This window comes from Stenotrophomonas sp. SMYL41 (genome assembly GCF_036319965.1).
Lineage (GTDB): Bacteria > Pseudomonadota > Gammaproteobacteria > Xanthomonadales > Xanthomonadaceae > Stenotrophomonas > Stenotrophomonas maltophilia_R.
Genome location: NZ_JAWIRX010000007.1, coordinates 113,280 through 129,510, shown reverse-complemented (window position 1 = coordinate 129,510; position 16,231 = coordinate 113,280). Strand labels below are relative to the sequence as shown.

The following is a 16,231-nucleotide window of genomic DNA, read 5'->3' as shown; positions in this document are numbered from 1 at the left end:
CGGCAAAGGGCTCTGACCCCGGTTGGCAGGTGCACCGCGCCATCACCCCGCGCGTGACACCCTTCCGCCATGAATGAAATGACCGCGGCGCGGCAGCGCTCGATGTGGGTGGCGGGCCTGTCCACGGTGGTGGAGTGGTACGACTTCACCCTGTACCTGTACTTCGCCACGGTGTTGTCGCGTGTGTTTTTCGGCGGTGGCGAGCAGGCGCTGCTGGTCACCCTGGCCGGCTTCGCAGTGTCCTACCTGATGCGCCCGCTGGGCGCGCTGTGCTTCGGCCACCTGGGCGACCGGCTGGGTCGGCGCTGGATGCTGCTCGCGTCGATGGCCCTGATGGCAGCGGCGATGCTGGCCACCGCACTGCTGCCGACAGCGGCCACGGCAGGTACCACGGCGGGCGTGCTGCTGCTGGTACTGCGCTGCGTGATGGCGTTTTCGGTGGGCGGTGAGTACACCGGGGTGGTGGCGTACCTGCTGGAAAGCGCACCGGCGCGGCGACGTGGCCTGGTGACCTCGCTGGCATCGGCGGCCAGTGAAGTGGGGGCGCTGCTGGCGGTGGCGATTTCGGCGGTTACGGTTGCGCTGCTGCCCACCGCGCAGCTGGACAGCTGGGGCTGGCGTATTCCGTTCTTCGTCGGTGCCGGGCTCGCACTGGTGATCCTGGTCGCACGCTCGGGCATGCATGAGTCGCCGGAGTTCGAGCGTCAGCGCCGCGAGGGCAGCATCCCGGCCACGCCGCTTCGCCATGTACTGCGCAACCATCCGCTGGCGGTGGCACGCACCTTCGCGATCTCTGCGCTGGGCTCGATCACTTACTACGTCGGTATCACCTATGTGCCGGCATTCCTGCATGCGCAGGGTCATGACGAAGGTGACGCGCTGTGGCTGTCGACGATTGCGGCGGTGGCGGTGATTGCGATCACGCCACTGTGTGGTGCATTGTCCGACCGCGTCGGGCGGCGGCCGATGTTGCTGGGCCTGACCTTGCTGGCAGCGCTGCTGCCGCTGTCCCTGTTCGCCTGGATGGCGCAGGCGACGCCGCTGGGCATCGCGCTGGCCGCGGTGCTGCTGGCCTGCGTGGCCGGTGGCGTGAGCGCGGTGGCGGCGCCGGCCACCGCCGAGCAGTTCCCCGGCGAAGGCCGGGTCAGCGGGCTGGCACTGGGGGTGACCATGGCCACCGCCTTCTTCGGCGGAGCAACGCCATGGCTGGCGCAATGGTGGGTGGAGCGCAGCGGCTGGGCAGCGGCACCGGGTGCGATGATCGCGCTGGTGGCGGTGCTGGTGCTGCCGGTGCTGTGGACCCTGCCCGAGACGGTCCCGGGCAGGGCCAAGCGCTAGCCGGTCAGACCTTCAGGGTCTGCTCGATGTCGGCCAGTACCGCGGCCGCATCCACGCCGATGGCAATCGACTGCACCACGTGGCCGTCCCACACGCTGGGGCCGAATGCCAGGCCTTCCGGCTTGGGAATGGTCATGCCGCGGGCCACGCCGTCGGTGGCCACGCGCACGCTGGCGCGCTCGAACTGGAACAGTTCCGGGCGGGTCAGCGCGATGCAGGCGCAGCAGTCATGCACGACCATGCCCTTGTGGCCGGCCTGCAGGTAGAAGTCCACGTAATCCTGAGACAGCGCACGCACCAGCTCGGCATCGGCACCGCCGATCGCAGCCAGCGTATCCAGGCCGTCACGGTCCATTTCCACGCGGGTGGTCACGTCCAGGCCGATCGCGGTAACCGGCCAGCTGGCGGTGAACACCACGTCGGCGGCTTCGGCATCGCCCCAGATGTTGGCCTCGGCGGCCGGGGTGATGTTGCCGTTGACGTGGAAGGCGCCGCCCATGATCACCACGCCGCGCACCAGGCCGGCGATGTCCGGGGCCTGCTGCAGGGCCAGGGCCAGGTTGGTCATGCGGCCGACCGCGACCAGCGTCACTTCGCCCGGATGGGCGCGGACCAGGTCGATGATCAGCTGGTGGGCGGGGCGCGCATCGGCAGCCACGTCCAGGTGGGCCGGCACCGGGTGGTTGCCCAGCCCGTTGTGGCCGTGGATGTGCACCGGCCAGGCTTCCGGAGTGGCTTCCGGCTGCAGCGGGCCTTCGGCGCCGCGCGCAACCGGGGCGGCAAAGCCCCAGGCCTGCTTCAGGTACAGCGCGTTGTGCGTGGTCGACTCCACCGAGGCATTGCCGAAGGTGGTGGTGACGCCGATCAGGTCGATCTGGGCGTGCTTGTGCAGGTACAGCAGGGCCAGGGCGTCGTCGACGCCCGGGTCGGTATCGAAAATGACTTTCAGCATGTTGTTGTTCTTCTTCTTCCGTGTGGTGCGGGGGCGCCGGCGGCCACGGGGCAGGCCGGCGCGCCCTACATTGTCCCATCTTCATGACAGGCAGGGCCATTGCCGGGGTGGCAGGCCATAATGCCCCCGTCCAGGCACGGAGCCTCCCTATGCTGATCCTCGCCGTACTGCTGGTCCTGCTGGTGCTGGTCCTGAACGTAGTGGCCACCGTGGTGGTTGCGCAGCGCGACGGCCTGTCGGCCGGGGGCCGCACGGTGCAGCTGCTGCTGGTCTGGCTGCTGCCGCTGGTCGGCGCGATCCTGTGCATGGCGGTGGCCACGGCCGATGGTTCGGGGAGCCGGGGGGATGGTGGCGCAATCTACGACAGCTCAGGTGGTTATGCCAGTGACAGCCACAGCCATCACAACCACAGCAGCGCCGACTGCAGCAGTGATGGTGGCGGGGGTGACGGCGGCAGCTGCGGTGGCGGCGATTGATGGGACGTCCCAGGGTGCCGGGCCGCGGGCCGGCCTCCCCACCCCAGGGGAGGTGCGGGGGTGGGGGGGGCGGGGGGGGGCCGCGCCCGCGCCCGCCCCACCCCCCCCCCGGCCACGCCGGGGGTGGGCCGGCGGGGGCCCGGCAACCCCAACAGCTCAGCCGCCGCCTTCGGTCGGCAACGGCGCCGGCACGTTCAACAGCCCGCCCGCCGCCACATAGGCGGCCAGTGCCTGGCCCTGGCTCAGCAGATGGCGTTCCATGGTGCGTTCGGCAGCCAGCGCGTCGCGGCGGCGGAAGCACTCCATCAGCTCGCGGTGTTCGGCCAGCGACTGCGCGGTGCGGCCGGGGGTCAGCAACTGGCGGCCGCGATGCATCTTCAGGATGCGGTGCAGATCGTGGGTGATACGGATCAGCCACGGGTTGCCGGCGTAATGCTGCACGGTCTCGTGGATCAGGTAGTTGTTGCGGTAATACTCGGCGATGTTGCCCTCGGCTGCTGCGGTTTCCATCGCCGCATGCAGGTCTTCCAGCTGCTGCACGCCGGCGTCGTCGATGTGCTTCACCGCCTCATGCGCGCAGCGGCCTTCCAACATCGCCATCACCGGGAACAGCTGGTTGAGGTCTTCCAGGGTGAGCCGCGTGACCCGGCTGCCACGGCCGGCATCGATCTGCACCAGACCTTCTGCCGCCAGCAGCTTCAGCGCCTCGCGCAGGGGCGTGCGGCTGATGCCCAGTTCTTCGCATAGCGCAGGCTCGTCGATCCATTCTCCCGGCGGCAGCCGGTAATCGTAGATGCGTTCGCGCACGTGTTCGGCCACCTCTTCATACAGGGGCGCGCGCTTCTTCGGTGACCGTGGGGCAGGGGCAATAGCCATGCGCAGAGTGTAACGCCAGGTCGCGCCGGCCAGCGGCCGGCACGACCGGCTGGCGGTTACATCCAGCCCGGCACCACGAACACCAGCCAGGCCAGCAGCGGCCCCAGCGCCACCACCAGGCCGCTGTAGACCAGGAAGCGGCGGAACAGCGTCTCGCGTTCTTCCTTGGCGGCCGAGGCCACCACCAGCGCGCCGTTGGTCGAGAACGGGCTGACATCGACGATGGTGGATGACACCGCCAGCGCGCAGATCACGCCGGCGGCGCTGAGGTGGCCCTGCATCAGGAATGGCACCGCCAGTGGAATCGTCGCGCCGAGTACCGCTGCTGATGAGGCGAATGCGGAAACGATGCCGCCGACGTAACAGACCAGCAGCGCTCCGAGCAGCGGGATGCCGATGTCGGAGACACCGTTGCCGATGAAGTCCACCGCGCCGGCATGTTCCAGCACGCCGATATAGGTCACCACGCCGCAGATCAGCAGCACGGTGGACCAGCTGATGCCGTCGACCGCACCCTTCTGGCTTTGCGGGGACAACAGTGCCAGCGCCACCGCCACGGTGATCGAGACCAGGCCGACGTTGAGGTTGTAGATCAACGCCGCCACGCCCAGGCCCAGCAGGCCGATCAGGGTGAACAACCGCTCGCGGGTCAGGTTCACCGCATCCAGGGCCGCCGGATCATTGCTGAGCGTGCCGCCACCTGCCGCGACCAGGGCGCCGTGGCCTTCGATGGCGAACTGGCGCGACGATGCCTGCGGGCCACCGGCCATCGCCAGTTCGGCATTGCCGAGCGCTCCTGCTGCGGTGATCGAGCCGCGACGCAGCAGCGCGATGCCGCCGAAGGCGAAGAAGCAGATCGTCGCCATCATGAAGTTGAAGCCCAGGCTGGTCAGGAACACCGCCATCTCGGTCACTTCCAGCCCGGCCTTCTGCACCACGCCGTTGGTGATGCTGCCGTACACGCTGATCGGCGAGAAGCCGCCCGCCTGCGCGCCATGGATGACCAGCAATCCCATCATCAGCGGGTTGATGTTGTACTGCTTGGCAAAGCGCAGGGCGACCGGGCCGATGATTGCGACCGCCGCCGGGCCCAGCGCACCGAACGCGGTGAGGACTGCGGTGATCACGAACATCACCCACGGAATGGCCACGATATGGCCGCGCACCGTTTTCACTGCCCAGTGCACCAGCAGGTCGATGGTGCCGTTCTTCTGCGCAATGGCAAACAGATAGGTGATGCCGACCAGGGTCAGGAACAGATCGCCGGGAAAGCCGGCCAGGACCTCCTTGCCCCCCATGTCGACCCATAGCCCGCCGATGATGAAGGCCAGCGCGAAGGCGACGGCTCCCATGTTGATCGGCATCGCGGTGGCGACGATGAACATGATCACCAGGCCGATGATCGTTGCGATTTGTGGACTCATGCGCCCTCCCAGACACGTGACTCACGTACAGCGCGGATGGAGACCCGCCATCCCGGGGTAAGGCGACGTACGGCGTGTTGCGTGATGCGTACTGCTCGAACCCGTTATTGCAGCCGCTCCAGCGCGCTGCGGACCCAGGCCGCGGCGCCTTCAAGGCTCTGGAACTCTTCCACCGCGCGCACTTCGCAGCACGGATAGGACGGCGCGACCATGCGCGCCAGCGCGTTGCCCGGGCCCAGCTGCAGGAATACCCGCGCGCCACGCTCGAAGGCCTGGCGCATCACCTGCGCCCATTCGATGGTCTGTGCCAGCTGTGCCGACAGCGTGTGCACCACTGCGGCGCGCTCCCGCACCGGGCGGGCATCGACGCCGGCCAACAGGGACAGCCGCGGCGCCTGCACCTGTGCTGCTTCCACGGCAGTGGCAAACGGTGCCACTGCGCCGGCCAGCAGCGGCGTGTGCGCGGGCACATGGACCGGCAATGGACGGATTTCCGCACCGCACGCCTGCGCGTCTGCCGCCAACGCGTACAGCGACGGCCGTGCACCGCCTACGATGAAGTGGTCATGGCCATTGGCGATCGCGATGAAGGCGCCATGCGCATCGCACAAGCGCTGGGCCGCAGTGCGGTCCAGTCCCAGTACTGCCTGGAGTCCGGCGTCATCGGGGCTGGCGGCATCCATCAGCCGCGCGCGCTGCGCGGACAGTGCCAGGCAGGTGGTGGCGTCGAAGCTGCCGGCGATGGCATGCGCGGCGAGCTCGCCGATGCTGTAGCCCGCGATCACGGACGGCGTCGGCAACAGCTCACGCAGCCCCTGCCAATGCGCCAGGCTGGCAGCGCTCAGCAACGGCTGCGCCTGCGCGTTGTCGAAGCGATCATCGGTGGCTGCGACGTTGAATACATCGCGGCCCAGCAGTTCACTCGTGGCATCGAGCACCGGCTGCGCGGCGGCGAGGCCGCGCACGCGATCGAACATCGCCGCATGCTGCGCGCCCTGTCCGGGGCAGAGCAGGGCAAGGCTCACGTGCCCTCCTGCTGCAACAGGAACAGGCTGCAGGCGAGCAGGTCTGCGCTGCCACCAGGGCTCAGGTGACGCGCAACGAAGGCATCGGCGATGCGTTGCAGGCGCGGCTGCCAATCGTGCGCGAAGGCACCCCCTTCGGCCAGGAAACGGTGGGCCTGCTGCCGTGCCCAGCGCAGGCCTTCCGCGCCACCGCGATGCAGCAGATTGAGGTCTTCGGTGTGTGCGATCAGCTGCATCAGCGTGTGGCACATCGCGGCTTCGCGTGGCAGGCCACTGGCCAGCGCGTGGCGCAGGCTGGGCAGCGCCACCTCGCGCAGCAGCGGGTAACCGGCGGCGGCCTGTTCGCGCACGCCTGGCACCTTGTGCAGGGTGCGCGCCCGCTGGCCCGGGCTGGCTGCATCCAGCGGCGCACGTGCCAGATCCGCAGCCCAGCGACGTACCTCCACGCAGGCCTGCTCACCGGTGGCGGCATGGCCCAGGCGGGAACGGCAGGCCGCGGCGGCTGCCACCAGCAGGCCCAGGCTGAAGACCGCGCCACGATGGGTGTTGATGCCGGCGGTCGCGCGCAGCATCGCCGCTTCGGCGGCAATGCCACACCGGCGCAGCGCATCGAAGTCCGCCCCGGCTGCACCGAGGTGGGCCACCGCAGTGAAGTAGTGGCGCAGCGCGAACAGGCTGCGCAGGAACGTGCCGGCGTCCATGTCGTGATGGCTGCCGCGATCGAACGGCGTGACCAGTCCCGGTTTGGGGGCCAAGGCCAGTTCTGCATGCAGGCTGGCAACGGCGAGGCGCCCCAGGCGCGCGCAGTCCACGGCCGCTGCAGGCCCGACAGTCAGTTGCGCGACGGTGTTCATGCGCTCACCCCGGCGGAGGTGAACACGGACTCGCGCAGTTCCAGTGCGGCGCCTTCCGGGCGCTTGACCAGTACCTGGCGGCTGCGTCCCGCGTACTCCCGCCAGTTCACGGCGGCACCGTCGGCGAGGCATAGCTCGCCATCGACCCGGCGACCGTATCCGGTTTCCCACGCCTGCAGCCGTGCGACCAGGGCATCGGCCTGTGCGGTGGTGTCGATCCGCCACAGCAGATCGATGTCCGAGCGTGCGTGCACATAGCGCAGGCCACTGAGGTACTGCCACGCGAACGCACCGAACACGCGTGCTGCTGCGATGTCCTGCAGTGCCTGCACGGGGCGCTGCCAATCCTGCACAAGGTCGCCTTCCAGCACGGACTGAAGTGACGGTGGCGGCGCGGTGCGCAGCACATCGTGTGCCGGCACGCGCAGGGCCAGGCGCAGTTTGCCCTCGGCGGGTGGCAGCGGCACGCCAAGGCGCAGGCGGGGATCGGCATCGTCCGCGGCACGACGCGCAACGATGGCCGGCAGACCCTGCGCAAACCAGTCGGCCAGGCGCGGCTCATGCGCGGCGATGTCCGCCTGCCAGCCGGCGTGCGCTGACAGCCAGACCAGCGTATGGCGGGGCAGCCGCTCAGGCATCGCCCTGGCTCACGGCTGCAGCCACGCTTGCGGATAGTGTGCGCCCACCACGTTCGGCACCCCGCGCGGCGCGGCGGTCGCCATCGGCGGGCGTGCGCAGCGCCTGCAGCAGGTACGTGGCCAGATCGCCATCCCATAGCGAATCCACCGCGCCCATCGCCACGTAGTTCTCCACGCCCGGCGCGAATACCGGCGAGGCCAGGCTCAGTGCCTGCAGTTTCTCCAGCGGCTGCTTGGTCACCCGTGCCATCGCGCGCAGGTCCATTACCCGCACCTGCGCGTCGGGCAGGGCATGGATGTGGTCGGCCATCAGCCCGAACGAGAGGAAGCCACCACTGACCGATTCCCCGTAGACCAGCGTCACCAGGCGCGCCCCCCGTCGGCGTGCCAGGTCCAGCGCCTGCGCCAGGTGCGCGAAATAGCCGTTGATGCCGAGCAGTTCGTCGCGGCGTGCCAGGCGTTGGCCTGCGGTGTCGACCAGCATCACGATCGGACGCTGTGGATGCGCGGCGGTGCTGGCCAGCACGGTGTCGGCCAGTGCCAGTGCGTGGTCCACGCCCACCTCGAGTTTGTCGGCGGTGCCGATCACGGTCACCTCGCCGTCGTCGGTGGTGGCGGTACCGGTCAGTACCGAGTCCTCCACGGCAACGGCGTGGCCACGCGGGAACAGGGCATCGAGCAGCGCGTGCAGCGGAAGGCTCATGGCAGGCTCCGATCGGCAGTGGCGGCGAGGAAATCGTCGGTGTCCAGCAGCGGCAGCCGCTCGGGTTCGGCGATGCCCTGCAGCGACCAGATCTCACGGCCATCGCGGCACCCGCCCCAGGCCTGCACGCGCGCCTTCAGCGCGGCATGGCGAGCCTGCAGGGCATTCAATGCCGCATCGGTATCGGTGCTGGCGGTGTCCGGTTGCAGCGCATCGAACGCCGCCTGCGCGAAGGCCTCGATGGCATCGGACACCAGCACCTGGGCCTGGTCGATCAGGTAGCGGTGCTTGCCCCCGGTTACCCGCCAGACCAGCGCACGGTCGCGGGAATCGAACTCTTCCACGCCGCGCACGGTCTCGATCACCTCCGGCCCGGACAGCGACAGCCGGCCCTCCTCGGACATGATCACCGTGCTGCAGCAGCGGGCGACGATGCCCATGCCGCCGAAGGCGCCATTGCCGCTGCCGATCAGCGCGATCACCGGCACGCCCACGGCACGCGCGTCCAGGGTGGCGCGCATGATCTCGGAAATGGCGATCAGCCCCGCATTGGCTTCGTGCAGGCGTACGCCGCCGGTATCGAGCAGCAGCAACACACCGTCGGGCCGGGTCACCGCTGCACGGCGCAGCAGGCCGGTCAGCTTGGCACCATGCACTTCGCCCACACCGCCGCCCATGAATTCACCCTGCTGCGCGGCCAGCAGCACGCGCTTGCCGCGCAGCGTGGCTTGACCGACGACGATGCCGTCGTCGAATGCTGCGGGCTGGTCGAGCTGTGCCAGGTGCGGGCTCATCATCCGCCGCGCCGGGCCGAGGAACTCGCGGAACGATCCGGCGTCGACCAGGCCGGCGATACGCTCGCGCGCGTCGGCTTCGTAGTAGCTGTGGCGCGGCGTCCGGTTCATCGTGCATCTCCAGCGAGCAGCGTTTCCACCGCCTGGTCCAGGCGCAGGCTGACCACCGCCGGCGTGGCACCGGCATCGTTGATCGAGATGCGTACGTCGCGCAGCGGATGGCGCTGTGCGAAATCGCCGATCACCGCCTCCCAGACGCGGCCAAAGCCCTGCGCGGCGGTGATGATGCGCACCGTCATCGCGCCGTCCAGTGCGGCCGGTTCCAGCAGGATTTCCAGGTTGCCCGAGGCCAGTACGCCGACCAGTACCGCATCGCGCGGGAACTGCACCGGGGTGCGGCCTTCGAATCGATAGTCGAGGGTTTCCATGCTCAGCCCCTTACCAGTTGCGGAAGCGCTTGGGCGGGTCGTACAGGCCGCCGGACCAGCGCACCAGATCCTTCACCGAACGCGCCGCCAGCAGGTCGCGGCTGGCATCGCGCACGGAGATGCCCAGGTCATCCGGGCGGCGGATCACGCCGCGGTCGCGCAGGTTTTCCACCATCGCGCGGTCGCGTCCCAGGCCCACGGCGGTATAGCCGGCCACGCCACGGATCGCCTGTTCGCGTTCTTCCAGCGTGCGGCACAGCAGCAGGTTGGCGATGCCTTCCTCGGTCAGCACGTGGCTGACGTCGTCGCCGTAGATCATTACCGGAGGCAGCGGCATGGCCGCGCGTTCGGCCAGTTCCCAGGCATCCAGCCGATCGACGAAGGCCGGCGCCATGTGCTCGCGGAAGGTTTCCACCATCTGCACCACCAGCTTGCGCCCGCGTGGCATCTCGCCGGGGCGTGCGGCCTGCTGGCCGGCCTTGATCCAGGCCTCGCTGGCGTGGCGGCGGCCACGTGCATCCGAGCCCATGTTCGGTGCGCCGCCGAAGCCGGCGATGCGGTCGCGGGTGGCAGTGGAGCTGTTGCCCTGCAGGTCGATCTGCAGGGTGGAACCGATGAACATGTCACACGCATACAGGCCGGCGGTCTGCGAGAACGCGCGGTTGGAGCGCATCGAACCATCGGCGCCGGTGAAGAACACATCGCCACGTGCGGCAATGTACTTCTCCATGCCCAGTTCCGAACCGAACGAATGCACCGACTTGACGAAGCCCGATTCGATCGCCGGAATCAGTGCCGGGTGTGGATTGAGCGCCCAGTGCTGGCAGATATTTCCCTTCAGCCCGAGCGATTCGGCGTAGGTCGGCAGCAGCAGCTCGATGGCGGCGGTGTCGAAGCCGATGCCATGGTTGAGGCGGTTCACGCCGTACTCGGCGTAGATGCCCTTGATCGCCATCATCGCCATCAGCACCTGGATCTCGGAGATCTGCGCCGGGTCGCGGGTGAACAGCGGTTCGATATGGTTCGGCTTCGGCGCCTGCACCACGAAGTTGACCCAGTCAGCCGGAATGTCGACGCGGGGGAGGGTGTCGACGATTTCGTTGACCTGGGCAATGACAATGCCACCACCGAACGCGGTGGCCTCGACGATCACGGGGGTGTCTTCGGTGTTCGGGCCGGTGTACAGGTTGCCGTGGCGGTCGGCGGCCTGCGCGGCGACCAGCGCGACGCGCGGGGTCAGGTCGATGAAGTAGCGGCCGAACAGTTCCAGGTAGGTGTGGATCGCGCCGATCTGGATGCGTCCCTCGGCCACCAGGTTGGCCAGCCGCACCGACTGCGGGCCGGAGAACGAGAAGTCGAGCTTCGAGGCGATGCCACGCTCGAACACATCCAGGTGCGAGGGCAGCGACAGCACCGACTGCACCATGTGCAGGTCGTGCACGCGGGCCGGGTCGAGGTCGGCCAGCGCCTGGGCGAGGAAGTCGGCCTGCTTCTGGTTGTTGCCTTCCAGGCAGACCTTGTCGCCCGGTTCCAGCAGCGCATGCAGCAGTTGGCCAACGTCGCTGGCAGCAACCTCGCGGCCCCGGGCCCAATGCGCGGCCCGCTGCAGGCGGGCCTGGCGGCTGCGTTCCAACGTATCCCAGCTCGGGTTCATCGACCGGCTTCCGATTGGCGTTGAAATAATTACGGCATAATTATGATGGGCATGCAACCCGCGGTGCAGCAAATGAAAGGGCCCGCGCGGAGGCGGGCCCTTTCAGGGTTGGGGTGTGCCGACCAACGGTCGGCACCCACCAGGCACCCACCAGTTCGCGGGTCGCTCAGAACTTCCAGCGCAGGCTGGCCGACACGAAGCGCGGTTCGCCGTAGTTGTTGTAGTCCAGGTTGGCCCAGTAGGTCTTGTCCAGTGCGTTGCGCACGCTCAGCGTCGCGGTCCAGTTGTCGCTGATGCGGTAGTTGGCGTTGAACTGCACCAGCGAATACGCCGGCTGGTTCACCGTTACCGTACCGCCGAGCGGGTAGGCGATGTTATAGCCCTGCACCTTGCTCTGCCACTGCACGCCACCGCCGATGCTCAGGCGATTGAGTGCGCCGCGCAGTTGCAGCTGGGTGTTGAGCTGCAGCAGGTCCTTGGGTGGATTGGCGTACAGCAGGTCGGTGGCGGCGCGGGTCACCTTGACGCGGGTATAGCCGGCATTGACCGTCCAGCCCGGCAGGATCTCGCCGTTGACGTCCATCTCCCAACCACGTGCCTTGGTGCCGTTGACCCCGATGTAGGCCGAGCTGCCGTCGCTCAGCGTGCCTTCCGGCACACTCATGTCGCGCACCGCATAGTTGTCCTGCTTGGCCTCGAACACTGCAGCGTTCGCGGTCAGGCGGCCATCGAACCACTGCGTCTTGATGCCCGCTTCCAGGTTCGAGCCCTGCACCGGTGCCAGCAGGTTCTCGTTGCGGTCCTTGTAGTTCTGCGGATTGAAGATCTCGGTGTAGCTGGCGTAGGCCGACACGTTCGGCGTGATCTCATAGACCAGGCCCACGTACGGGGTGATCTCATCGCTCACCTTGTATGCACCGCTGGTGCCGGTGTAGACGCCGGCGGCGTTGTACGAGCGGCTGAGGGTTTCCCAGCGGCTCAGGCGTGCACCGGCAATCAGCGAAAGCGGATCGGCCAGGCGCAGGCGGGTGGCCAGGTAGACGCCGCTCTGCGTGGTCTTGGCCACGCGACGTGCACCGGTGCGGGTGTAGGTCACCTCGGAGATGTCGCCGTTCCAGTTGAACACGTTGGGGATGTAGTAGCAGCGCTCGCGCCCGCAGGTGGCCCAGTCACGCGGGAAGTTCAGTGCCACGGTATTCGTGGTGCCTTCAAGGTCCGACCACTGCGCGCCCAGGGTGAGGTCGTGGTCGCGGCCGAACAGTGGGAACGTGCCGGTCAGGTAGGCATCGACGTTGCGGCGGGTGTCCTTCGAATCACCGGCGGCGGCACGCAGGTAAATGCCCGAGCCGGTCACCGGGTCCGGGTTGCCGGTGCCGTACAGGCGCACGTTCTGCACGTTGCCGCGGGTGTAGGCGGTGTTGATCTTCAGCAGCCAGTTGTCGCCGAAACGCTGTTCCAGGTTGGCGAAGGCGGTGTTGCTCTCGCGCTTCCAGTAGCTCCACTTCGGCGACAGGTTGGTCGAGCGTGCCAGATGGGCGAAGTTGCCCTGGTTGTCGAAGAACGCCACGGTGCCCCAGGTCGAACCGGTCGGGTTGTTGTCCTGGGTCTGGTAGCCGACGGTGATGGTGGTGCTGTCGGTGACATCGCCTTCCAGCACCGCCATGCCGGCCATCTTGTTTTCCTTGTAGCGGTCGTAATACAGGCCACGATCGGTGTAGGCGGCGACCACGCGGCTGCGGAAGCGGCCGTCGGCGGTCAGCGGCGCGGTTACGTCCGCTTCCATGCGGCGGTAGTCCCAGCTGCCGGCGCTGACCGCGAACGACGCATCGAATTCCTTGCCCGGGCGCTTGCGCAGCAGGTTGACCGTGGCCGACGGCACACCGGCGCCGCTGAGCAGGCCATTGGCACCGCGGATCACTTCGATGCGGTCGTAGAAGGCGGTGTCGTACTCCTGGTTGGTGGAGCCGCTGTAGGTGGGAATGCCGTCGACCTGGAAGTCGGTGATCGCGAATCCGCGCGCGTAGTACAGCGGGCGCTGCGTGTCATAGAAGGACACGCTGACGCCGGTCACGTTGCGCATCACATCGTTGATGCTGAACAGTGATTCGTCCTGCAGGCGCTGCAGGCTGATCGCGGTGGCCGATTGCGGGGTTTCCTGCAGGGTGATTGGCAGGCGCGTGGTGCTGGCCGGCGGCGCCGACTGATCGGCACGCACGCTGACCCGGTCCAGGGTTTTGGCATCGGCCGCGCCGTCGGCGGCGGCGAACGCGCTGGGCGCGGTCAGCAGGGTCAGCGAAGAAAGCAGGGCAGCCGGCAGCAGCGCACGGCGGGGCAGGCGGTTACGGAGGGGCAGGGACATAGTGGGCTCGAGGCTCGGAAGCGGGGAAGGGCGGCAACAGTCATCCGGCACCCGGGGCGGCGGCTTCGGGCACGGTCAGTTCCATCTGGGAGAGGCGCGGTCACTGCGCAGGACGCAAATGTAAATAATTCTTAACAACATTACAATTCGCGTCATTGATCATGGGCTTTCCGTCGCAGAGCAGTGGCAGGCCGGGGTCGGATCCCGTTGCCGCAGGCAATGGGCTCTGACCCCATCATCGGCGCCCAAGCGCAGGTCAGGGCCTCCCGTGCGGAGGGATCCGACCCACCTCGCACAAAAACAAACGGCCACCCGAAGGTGGCCGTCCGTCTGCATCAAAAGGAACGCGCGGGCTTACAGCGCCTGCAGTTCCTCATTGGCGTTGCGCTTTTCCTTGGCAGGTGCCGGAACCGCTGCTGGCACCACAGCCGGAGCGGGCGATGCCGCGTTCGCATCCACCGGCACCTCCAGGTACGGCAGCTGCAGGGTCTGGCTGGTCAGCGTACGGATCTCATTGACCAGCGCGGCGCTGTCGTTGAGCTTGCGCCCGTACGACGGCACGATCTCGCGCAGGCGGGTTTCCCAACCGGCCTTCATCTGCTCCGGGAAGGCCTTGGCCATCAGGTCCAGCATGATCGGCGGCGAGGTCGACGCACCCGGCGATGCGCCGAGCAGGGCGGCGAGGGTGTGGTCCTTGTCGGTCACGATCTCGGTACCGAACTGCAGCACCGGGCCCTTCAGCGGATCACGCTTGATGATCTGCACGCGCTGGCCGGCGGTGACCAGCTTCCAGTCGCCCGGCTTGGCATTGGGGAAGTACTTGACCAGTTCGGCCTGGCGATCGGCATCGTTCAGGCGTGCCTGGCCCATCAGGTACTGCACCAGGTCCAGGTTGTCCTTGCCCACTTCCAGCATCGGGCCGACGTTGTTGTGGGTGACCGAGGAGTACAGGTCCCACCACGAGCCGTGCTTGAGGAACTTGGTGCTGTACAGCGCGAACGGCCCGAACAGCACCACCGGCTTGCCGTCCAGCTTGCGTGCATCCAGGTGCGGCACTGACATCGGCGGCGAACCGGTCTCGGCCATGCCGTAGGCCTTCACGCCGTGGCGCGAGGTCACGTCCTGGCCCTGGAAGGCAAGGAACTGGCCACCGACCGGGAAGCCGGCGTAGTCCTTCGATTCCGGGATGCCCGACATCTGCAGCAGCTTCAGCGCAGCGCCACCGGCACCGATGAACACGAAGCGGGCGTGGGTGGTGGACTCGGTGCCGGCCTTGAGATCCTTAACCGTCACGTTCCAGCTCTTGTCGGCGTTCTGCCGCAGCGCGCTCACTTCGTGGTTCAGGTGCAGGCTGAAGTTCGGGCTGCGCTGCAGGCCGGCGGCCAGCTGGCGGGTGATCACGCCAAAGTTGACGTCGGTGCCGAGCGGCATCCAGGTCGCGGCGACCTTCTGCTTCGGGTCACGTCCTTCCATCAGCAGGGGGGCCCACTGCTTGATCTGCGCCGGATCCTCGGAGTACTGCATGCCGTAGAACAGCGGGTTCTTCACCAGGGCCTGCTGGCGCTTGTGCAGGTAGGCAATGTTGTCATCGCCCCAGACGAAGCTCATGTGCGGGGTCGGGTTGATGAAGTCGCTGGGCTGGCTCAACCGGCCTTGCTTCACCTGGTGCGACCAGAACTGGCGCGAGACCTCGAACGATTCGGCGATGCCGACCGCGCGCTTGGTCTCGATGCTGCCGTCGGGCAGTTCCGGGGTGTAGTTCAGTTCGGCGAACGCCGAATGGCCGGTGCCGGCGTTGTTCCAGCCGTCGGAGCTTTCGCCGGCGACGCCGTCGAGGCGTTCGTAGACCTGGATGTTCCAGTCCGGCTGCAGTTCCTGCAGGTAGGTGGCCAGAGTGATGCTCATGATGCCGGCGCCGACCAGCACAACATCGACGGGCTTGTCGTTGCTGGCGGCGGGCACCGAGCGCTGGGTCAGCGGCCAGTACAGGAACAGCGCGGCGGCCAGCAACAGCAGCACGAGCAGGGCGAGCAGGGCCTTGCCAAATTTCTTCATGGGGGCGGGATCGTTGGCGGAGGGGAAGGGGTCAGGATGCGCGTGGGGCAGGGAAAGGGCGTGAAGAAACAACGCCTTGCAGCATCCATCCGCAATTCTAACCGGATCCGGTCCGTTTTTGATGCAACGCAGCATCCGACGTTTCGCGGCCCCGTCAGGCGAAGCGCCGGGCCACGCCCGGCTCAGACCAGCTCAAGAATCTCGTCGCCGGCCTCGTCGACCTCCCCGGTCGGGCGCCAGCCCAGGCGCCGGTAGAAGCCATGCGAGCGTGACCGCGGGTCGGCCGAGCAGGCCAGGAACAGCCGGGTATGGCCGGCATCGCGGGTCAGGCTGACCACTTCCTGCAGCAGCTGGCGGCCGATGCCACGGCCCTCGTACTCCGGCAGCAGGGCCAGCACCAGCACCTCGCCGCTGTCGCGGTCGGCGAAGCAGTAGCCGGCCATGCGTTCGCCGTCCCAGGCGACGCGGCCGATCGAATCGCCCTGGGCGATGCCGGTCGCCCAACTTTCCGGCGTGATGCCCAGCTCCGCCAACTGCGCGGCACTGAAGGCGTTCTCGCGGGTGCGCCCGCGCAGGTCGATGCAGGCAGCGGCATCCTCGGGGCGCGCATCGCGGACGAATACAGGCATGCAGGGCATCCTTGCAGTGATCGGCC

Annotated in this window: 15 protein-coding genes; 2 read left to right on the top strand and 13 right to left on the bottom strand. The window is 67.9% G+C overall.

The annotated features are described in order from the left end of the window. Positions 1 to 78: 78 nt before the first annotated feature. Complete coding sequence (locus V3B30_RS10395; protein WP_100471601.1) at positions 79 to 1,338, top strand: MFS transporter; 1,260 nt, start codon at positions 79 to 81, stop codon at positions 1,336 to 1,338. A gap of 4 nt (positions 1,339 to 1,342) precedes the next feature. On the opposite strand, the gene V3B30_RS10390 is transcribed toward V3B30_RS10395, so the two are convergent. Then, positions 1,343 to 2,290, bottom strand: coding sequence for a nucleoside hydrolase (locus V3B30_RS10390; RefSeq protein WP_053506836.1), 948 nt, complete (start codon positions 2,288 to 2,290; stop codon positions 1,343 to 1,345). Positions 2,291 to 2,439: 149 nt separating this feature from the next. On the opposite strand from V3B30_RS10390, the gene V3B30_RS10385 reads away from it, so the two are divergent. Next, a complete protein-coding gene (locus tag V3B30_RS10385; RefSeq protein ID WP_262084614.1) occupies positions 2,440 to 2,766 on the top strand; it encodes a hypothetical protein in 327 nt (108 codons plus the stop codon). A 156-nt stretch (positions 2,767 to 2,922) separates the two neighbouring features. On the opposite strand, the gene V3B30_RS10380 is transcribed toward V3B30_RS10385, so the two are convergent. From V3B30_RS10380 to V3B30_RS10325, 12 genes are all read right to left on the bottom strand, one after another. After that, positions 2,923 to 3,642 carry a GntR family transcriptional regulator gene (locus V3B30_RS10380; protein WP_262084613.1) on the bottom strand — a complete coding sequence of 240 codons (720 nt, stop codon included), beginning with the start codon at positions 3,640 to 3,642 and terminating at the stop codon, positions 2,923 to 2,925. Positions 3,643 to 3,698: 56 nt separating this feature from the next. After that, on the bottom strand, positions 3,699 to 5,066 hold the full coding sequence (locus tag V3B30_RS10375) for an SLC13 family permease (protein WP_262084612.1): 1,368 nt from the start codon (positions 5,064 to 5,066) through the stop codon (positions 3,699 to 3,701). Between the two features lie 104 nt (positions 5,067 to 5,170). Next, positions 5,171 to 6,091 (bottom strand): malonate decarboxylase subunit epsilon, encoded by a 921-nt coding sequence (gene mdcH / locus V3B30_RS10370; RefSeq protein ID WP_262084611.1) that lies wholly within the window; start codon positions 6,089 to 6,091, stop codon positions 5,171 to 5,173. After that, positions 6,088 to 6,945: a triphosphoribosyl-dephospho-CoA synthase MdcB gene (mdcB, locus tag V3B30_RS10365; RefSeq protein ID WP_262084610.1), complete on the bottom strand. Its 858-nt coding sequence runs from the start codon at positions 6,943 to 6,945 to the stop codon at positions 6,088 to 6,090. Before mdcB ends, mdcH begins: the two co-directional genes overlap by 4 nt. Then, a complete protein-coding gene (gene mdcG, locus V3B30_RS10360) occupies positions 6,942 to 7,583 on the bottom strand; it encodes a malonate decarboxylase holo-[acyl-carrier-protein] synthase (RefSeq protein ID WP_262084609.1) in 642 nt (213 codons plus the stop codon). Before mdcG ends, mdcB begins: the two co-directional genes overlap by 4 nt. Beyond that, positions 7,576 to 8,286: a biotin-independent malonate decarboxylase subunit gamma gene (gene mdcE, locus V3B30_RS10355; protein ID WP_262084608.1), complete on the bottom strand. Its 711-nt coding sequence runs from the start codon at positions 8,284 to 8,286 to the stop codon at positions 7,576 to 7,578. The genes mdcG and mdcE overlap by 8 nt, the downstream gene beginning before the upstream one ends. After that, the gene (locus V3B30_RS10350; protein ID WP_262084607.1) at positions 8,283 to 9,191 is read right to left on the bottom strand and encodes a biotin-independent malonate decarboxylase subunit beta; all 909 of its coding nucleotides are present in this window, start codon (positions 9,189 to 9,191) and stop codon (positions 8,283 to 8,285) included. Before V3B30_RS10350 ends, mdcE begins: the two co-directional genes overlap by 4 nt. Then, positions 9,188 to 9,508: a malonate decarboxylase acyl carrier protein gene (gene mdcC, locus V3B30_RS10345; RefSeq protein ID WP_100471609.1), complete on the bottom strand. Its 321-nt coding sequence runs from the start codon at positions 9,506 to 9,508 to the stop codon at positions 9,188 to 9,190. Before mdcC ends, V3B30_RS10350 begins: the two co-directional genes overlap by 4 nt. 10 nt (positions 9,509 to 9,518) lie before the next feature. Further along, on the bottom strand, positions 9,519 to 11,162 hold the full coding sequence (gene mdcA, locus V3B30_RS10340; protein ID WP_262084606.1) for a malonate decarboxylase subunit alpha: 1,644 nt from the start codon (positions 11,160 to 11,162) through the stop codon (positions 9,519 to 9,521). 166 nt (positions 11,163 to 11,328) lie between these two features. Then, a complete protein-coding gene (locus tag V3B30_RS10335; RefSeq protein WP_262084605.1) occupies positions 11,329 to 13,521 on the bottom strand; it encodes a TonB-dependent siderophore receptor in 2,193 nt (730 codons plus the stop codon). A gap of 354 nt (positions 13,522 to 13,875) precedes the next feature. Continuing rightward, complete coding sequence (mqo, locus tag V3B30_RS10330; protein ID WP_262084604.1) at positions 13,876 to 15,576, bottom strand: malate dehydrogenase (quinone); 1,701 nt, start codon at positions 15,574 to 15,576, stop codon at positions 13,876 to 13,878. A 182-nt stretch (positions 15,577 to 15,758) separates the two neighbouring features. Then, positions 15,759 to 16,205 (bottom strand): GNAT family N-acetyltransferase, encoded by a 447-nt coding sequence (locus tag V3B30_RS10325; RefSeq protein ID WP_262084603.1) that lies wholly within the window; start codon positions 16,203 to 16,205, stop codon positions 15,759 to 15,761. Positions 16,206 to 16,231: the final 26 nt, after the last annotated feature.

Coding starts and splice junctions, on each gene's coding strand:
- V3B30_RS10395 (WP_100471601.1), top strand. CDS start 79: ATGACCGCGGCGCGGCAGCGCTCGATGTGGGTGGCGGGCCTGTCCACG.
- V3B30_RS10390 (WP_053506836.1), bottom strand. CDS start 2,290: ATGCTGAAAGTCATTTTCGATACCGACCCGGGCGTCGACGACGCCCTG.
- V3B30_RS10385 (WP_262084614.1), top strand. CDS start 2,440: ATGCTGATCCTCGCCGTACTGCTGGTCCTGCTGGTGCTGGTCCTGAAC.
- V3B30_RS10380 (WP_262084613.1), bottom strand. CDS start 3,642: ATGGCTATTGCCCCTGCCCCACGGTCACCGAAGAAGCGCGCGCCCCTG.
- V3B30_RS10375 (WP_262084612.1), bottom strand. CDS start 5,066: ATGAGTCCACAAATCGCAACGATCATCGGCCTGGTGATCATGTTCATC.
- mdcB (WP_262084610.1), bottom strand. CDS start 6,945: ATGAACACCGTCGCGCAACTGACTGTCGGGCCTGCAGCGGCCGTGGAC.
- mdcG (WP_262084609.1), bottom strand. CDS start 7,583: ATGCCTGAGCGGCTGCCCCGCCATACGCTGGTCTGGCTGTCAGCGCAC.
- mdcE (WP_262084608.1), bottom strand. CDS start 8,286: ATGAGCCTTCCGCTGCACGCGCTGCTCGATGCCCTGTTCCCGCGTGGC.
- V3B30_RS10350 (WP_262084607.1), bottom strand. CDS start 9,191: ATGAACCGGACGCCGCGCCACAGCTACTACGAAGCCGACGCGCGCGAG.
- mdcC (WP_100471609.1), bottom strand. CDS start 9,508: ATGGAAACCCTCGACTATCGATTCGAAGGCCGCACCCCGGTGCAGTTC.
- mdcA (WP_262084606.1), bottom strand. CDS start 11,162: ATGAACCCGAGCTGGGATACGTTGGAACGCAGCCGCCAGGCCCGCCTG.
- V3B30_RS10335 (WP_262084605.1), bottom strand. CDS start 13,521: ATGTCCCTGCCCCTCCGTAACCGCCTGCCCCGCCGTGCGCTGCTGCCG.
- mqo (WP_262084604.1), bottom strand. CDS start 15,576: ATGAAGAAATTTGGCAAGGCCCTGCTCGCCCTGCTCGTGCTGCTGTTG.
- V3B30_RS10325 (WP_262084603.1), bottom strand. CDS start 16,205: ATGCCTGTATTCGTCCGCGATGCGCGCCCCGAGGATGCCGCTGCCTGC.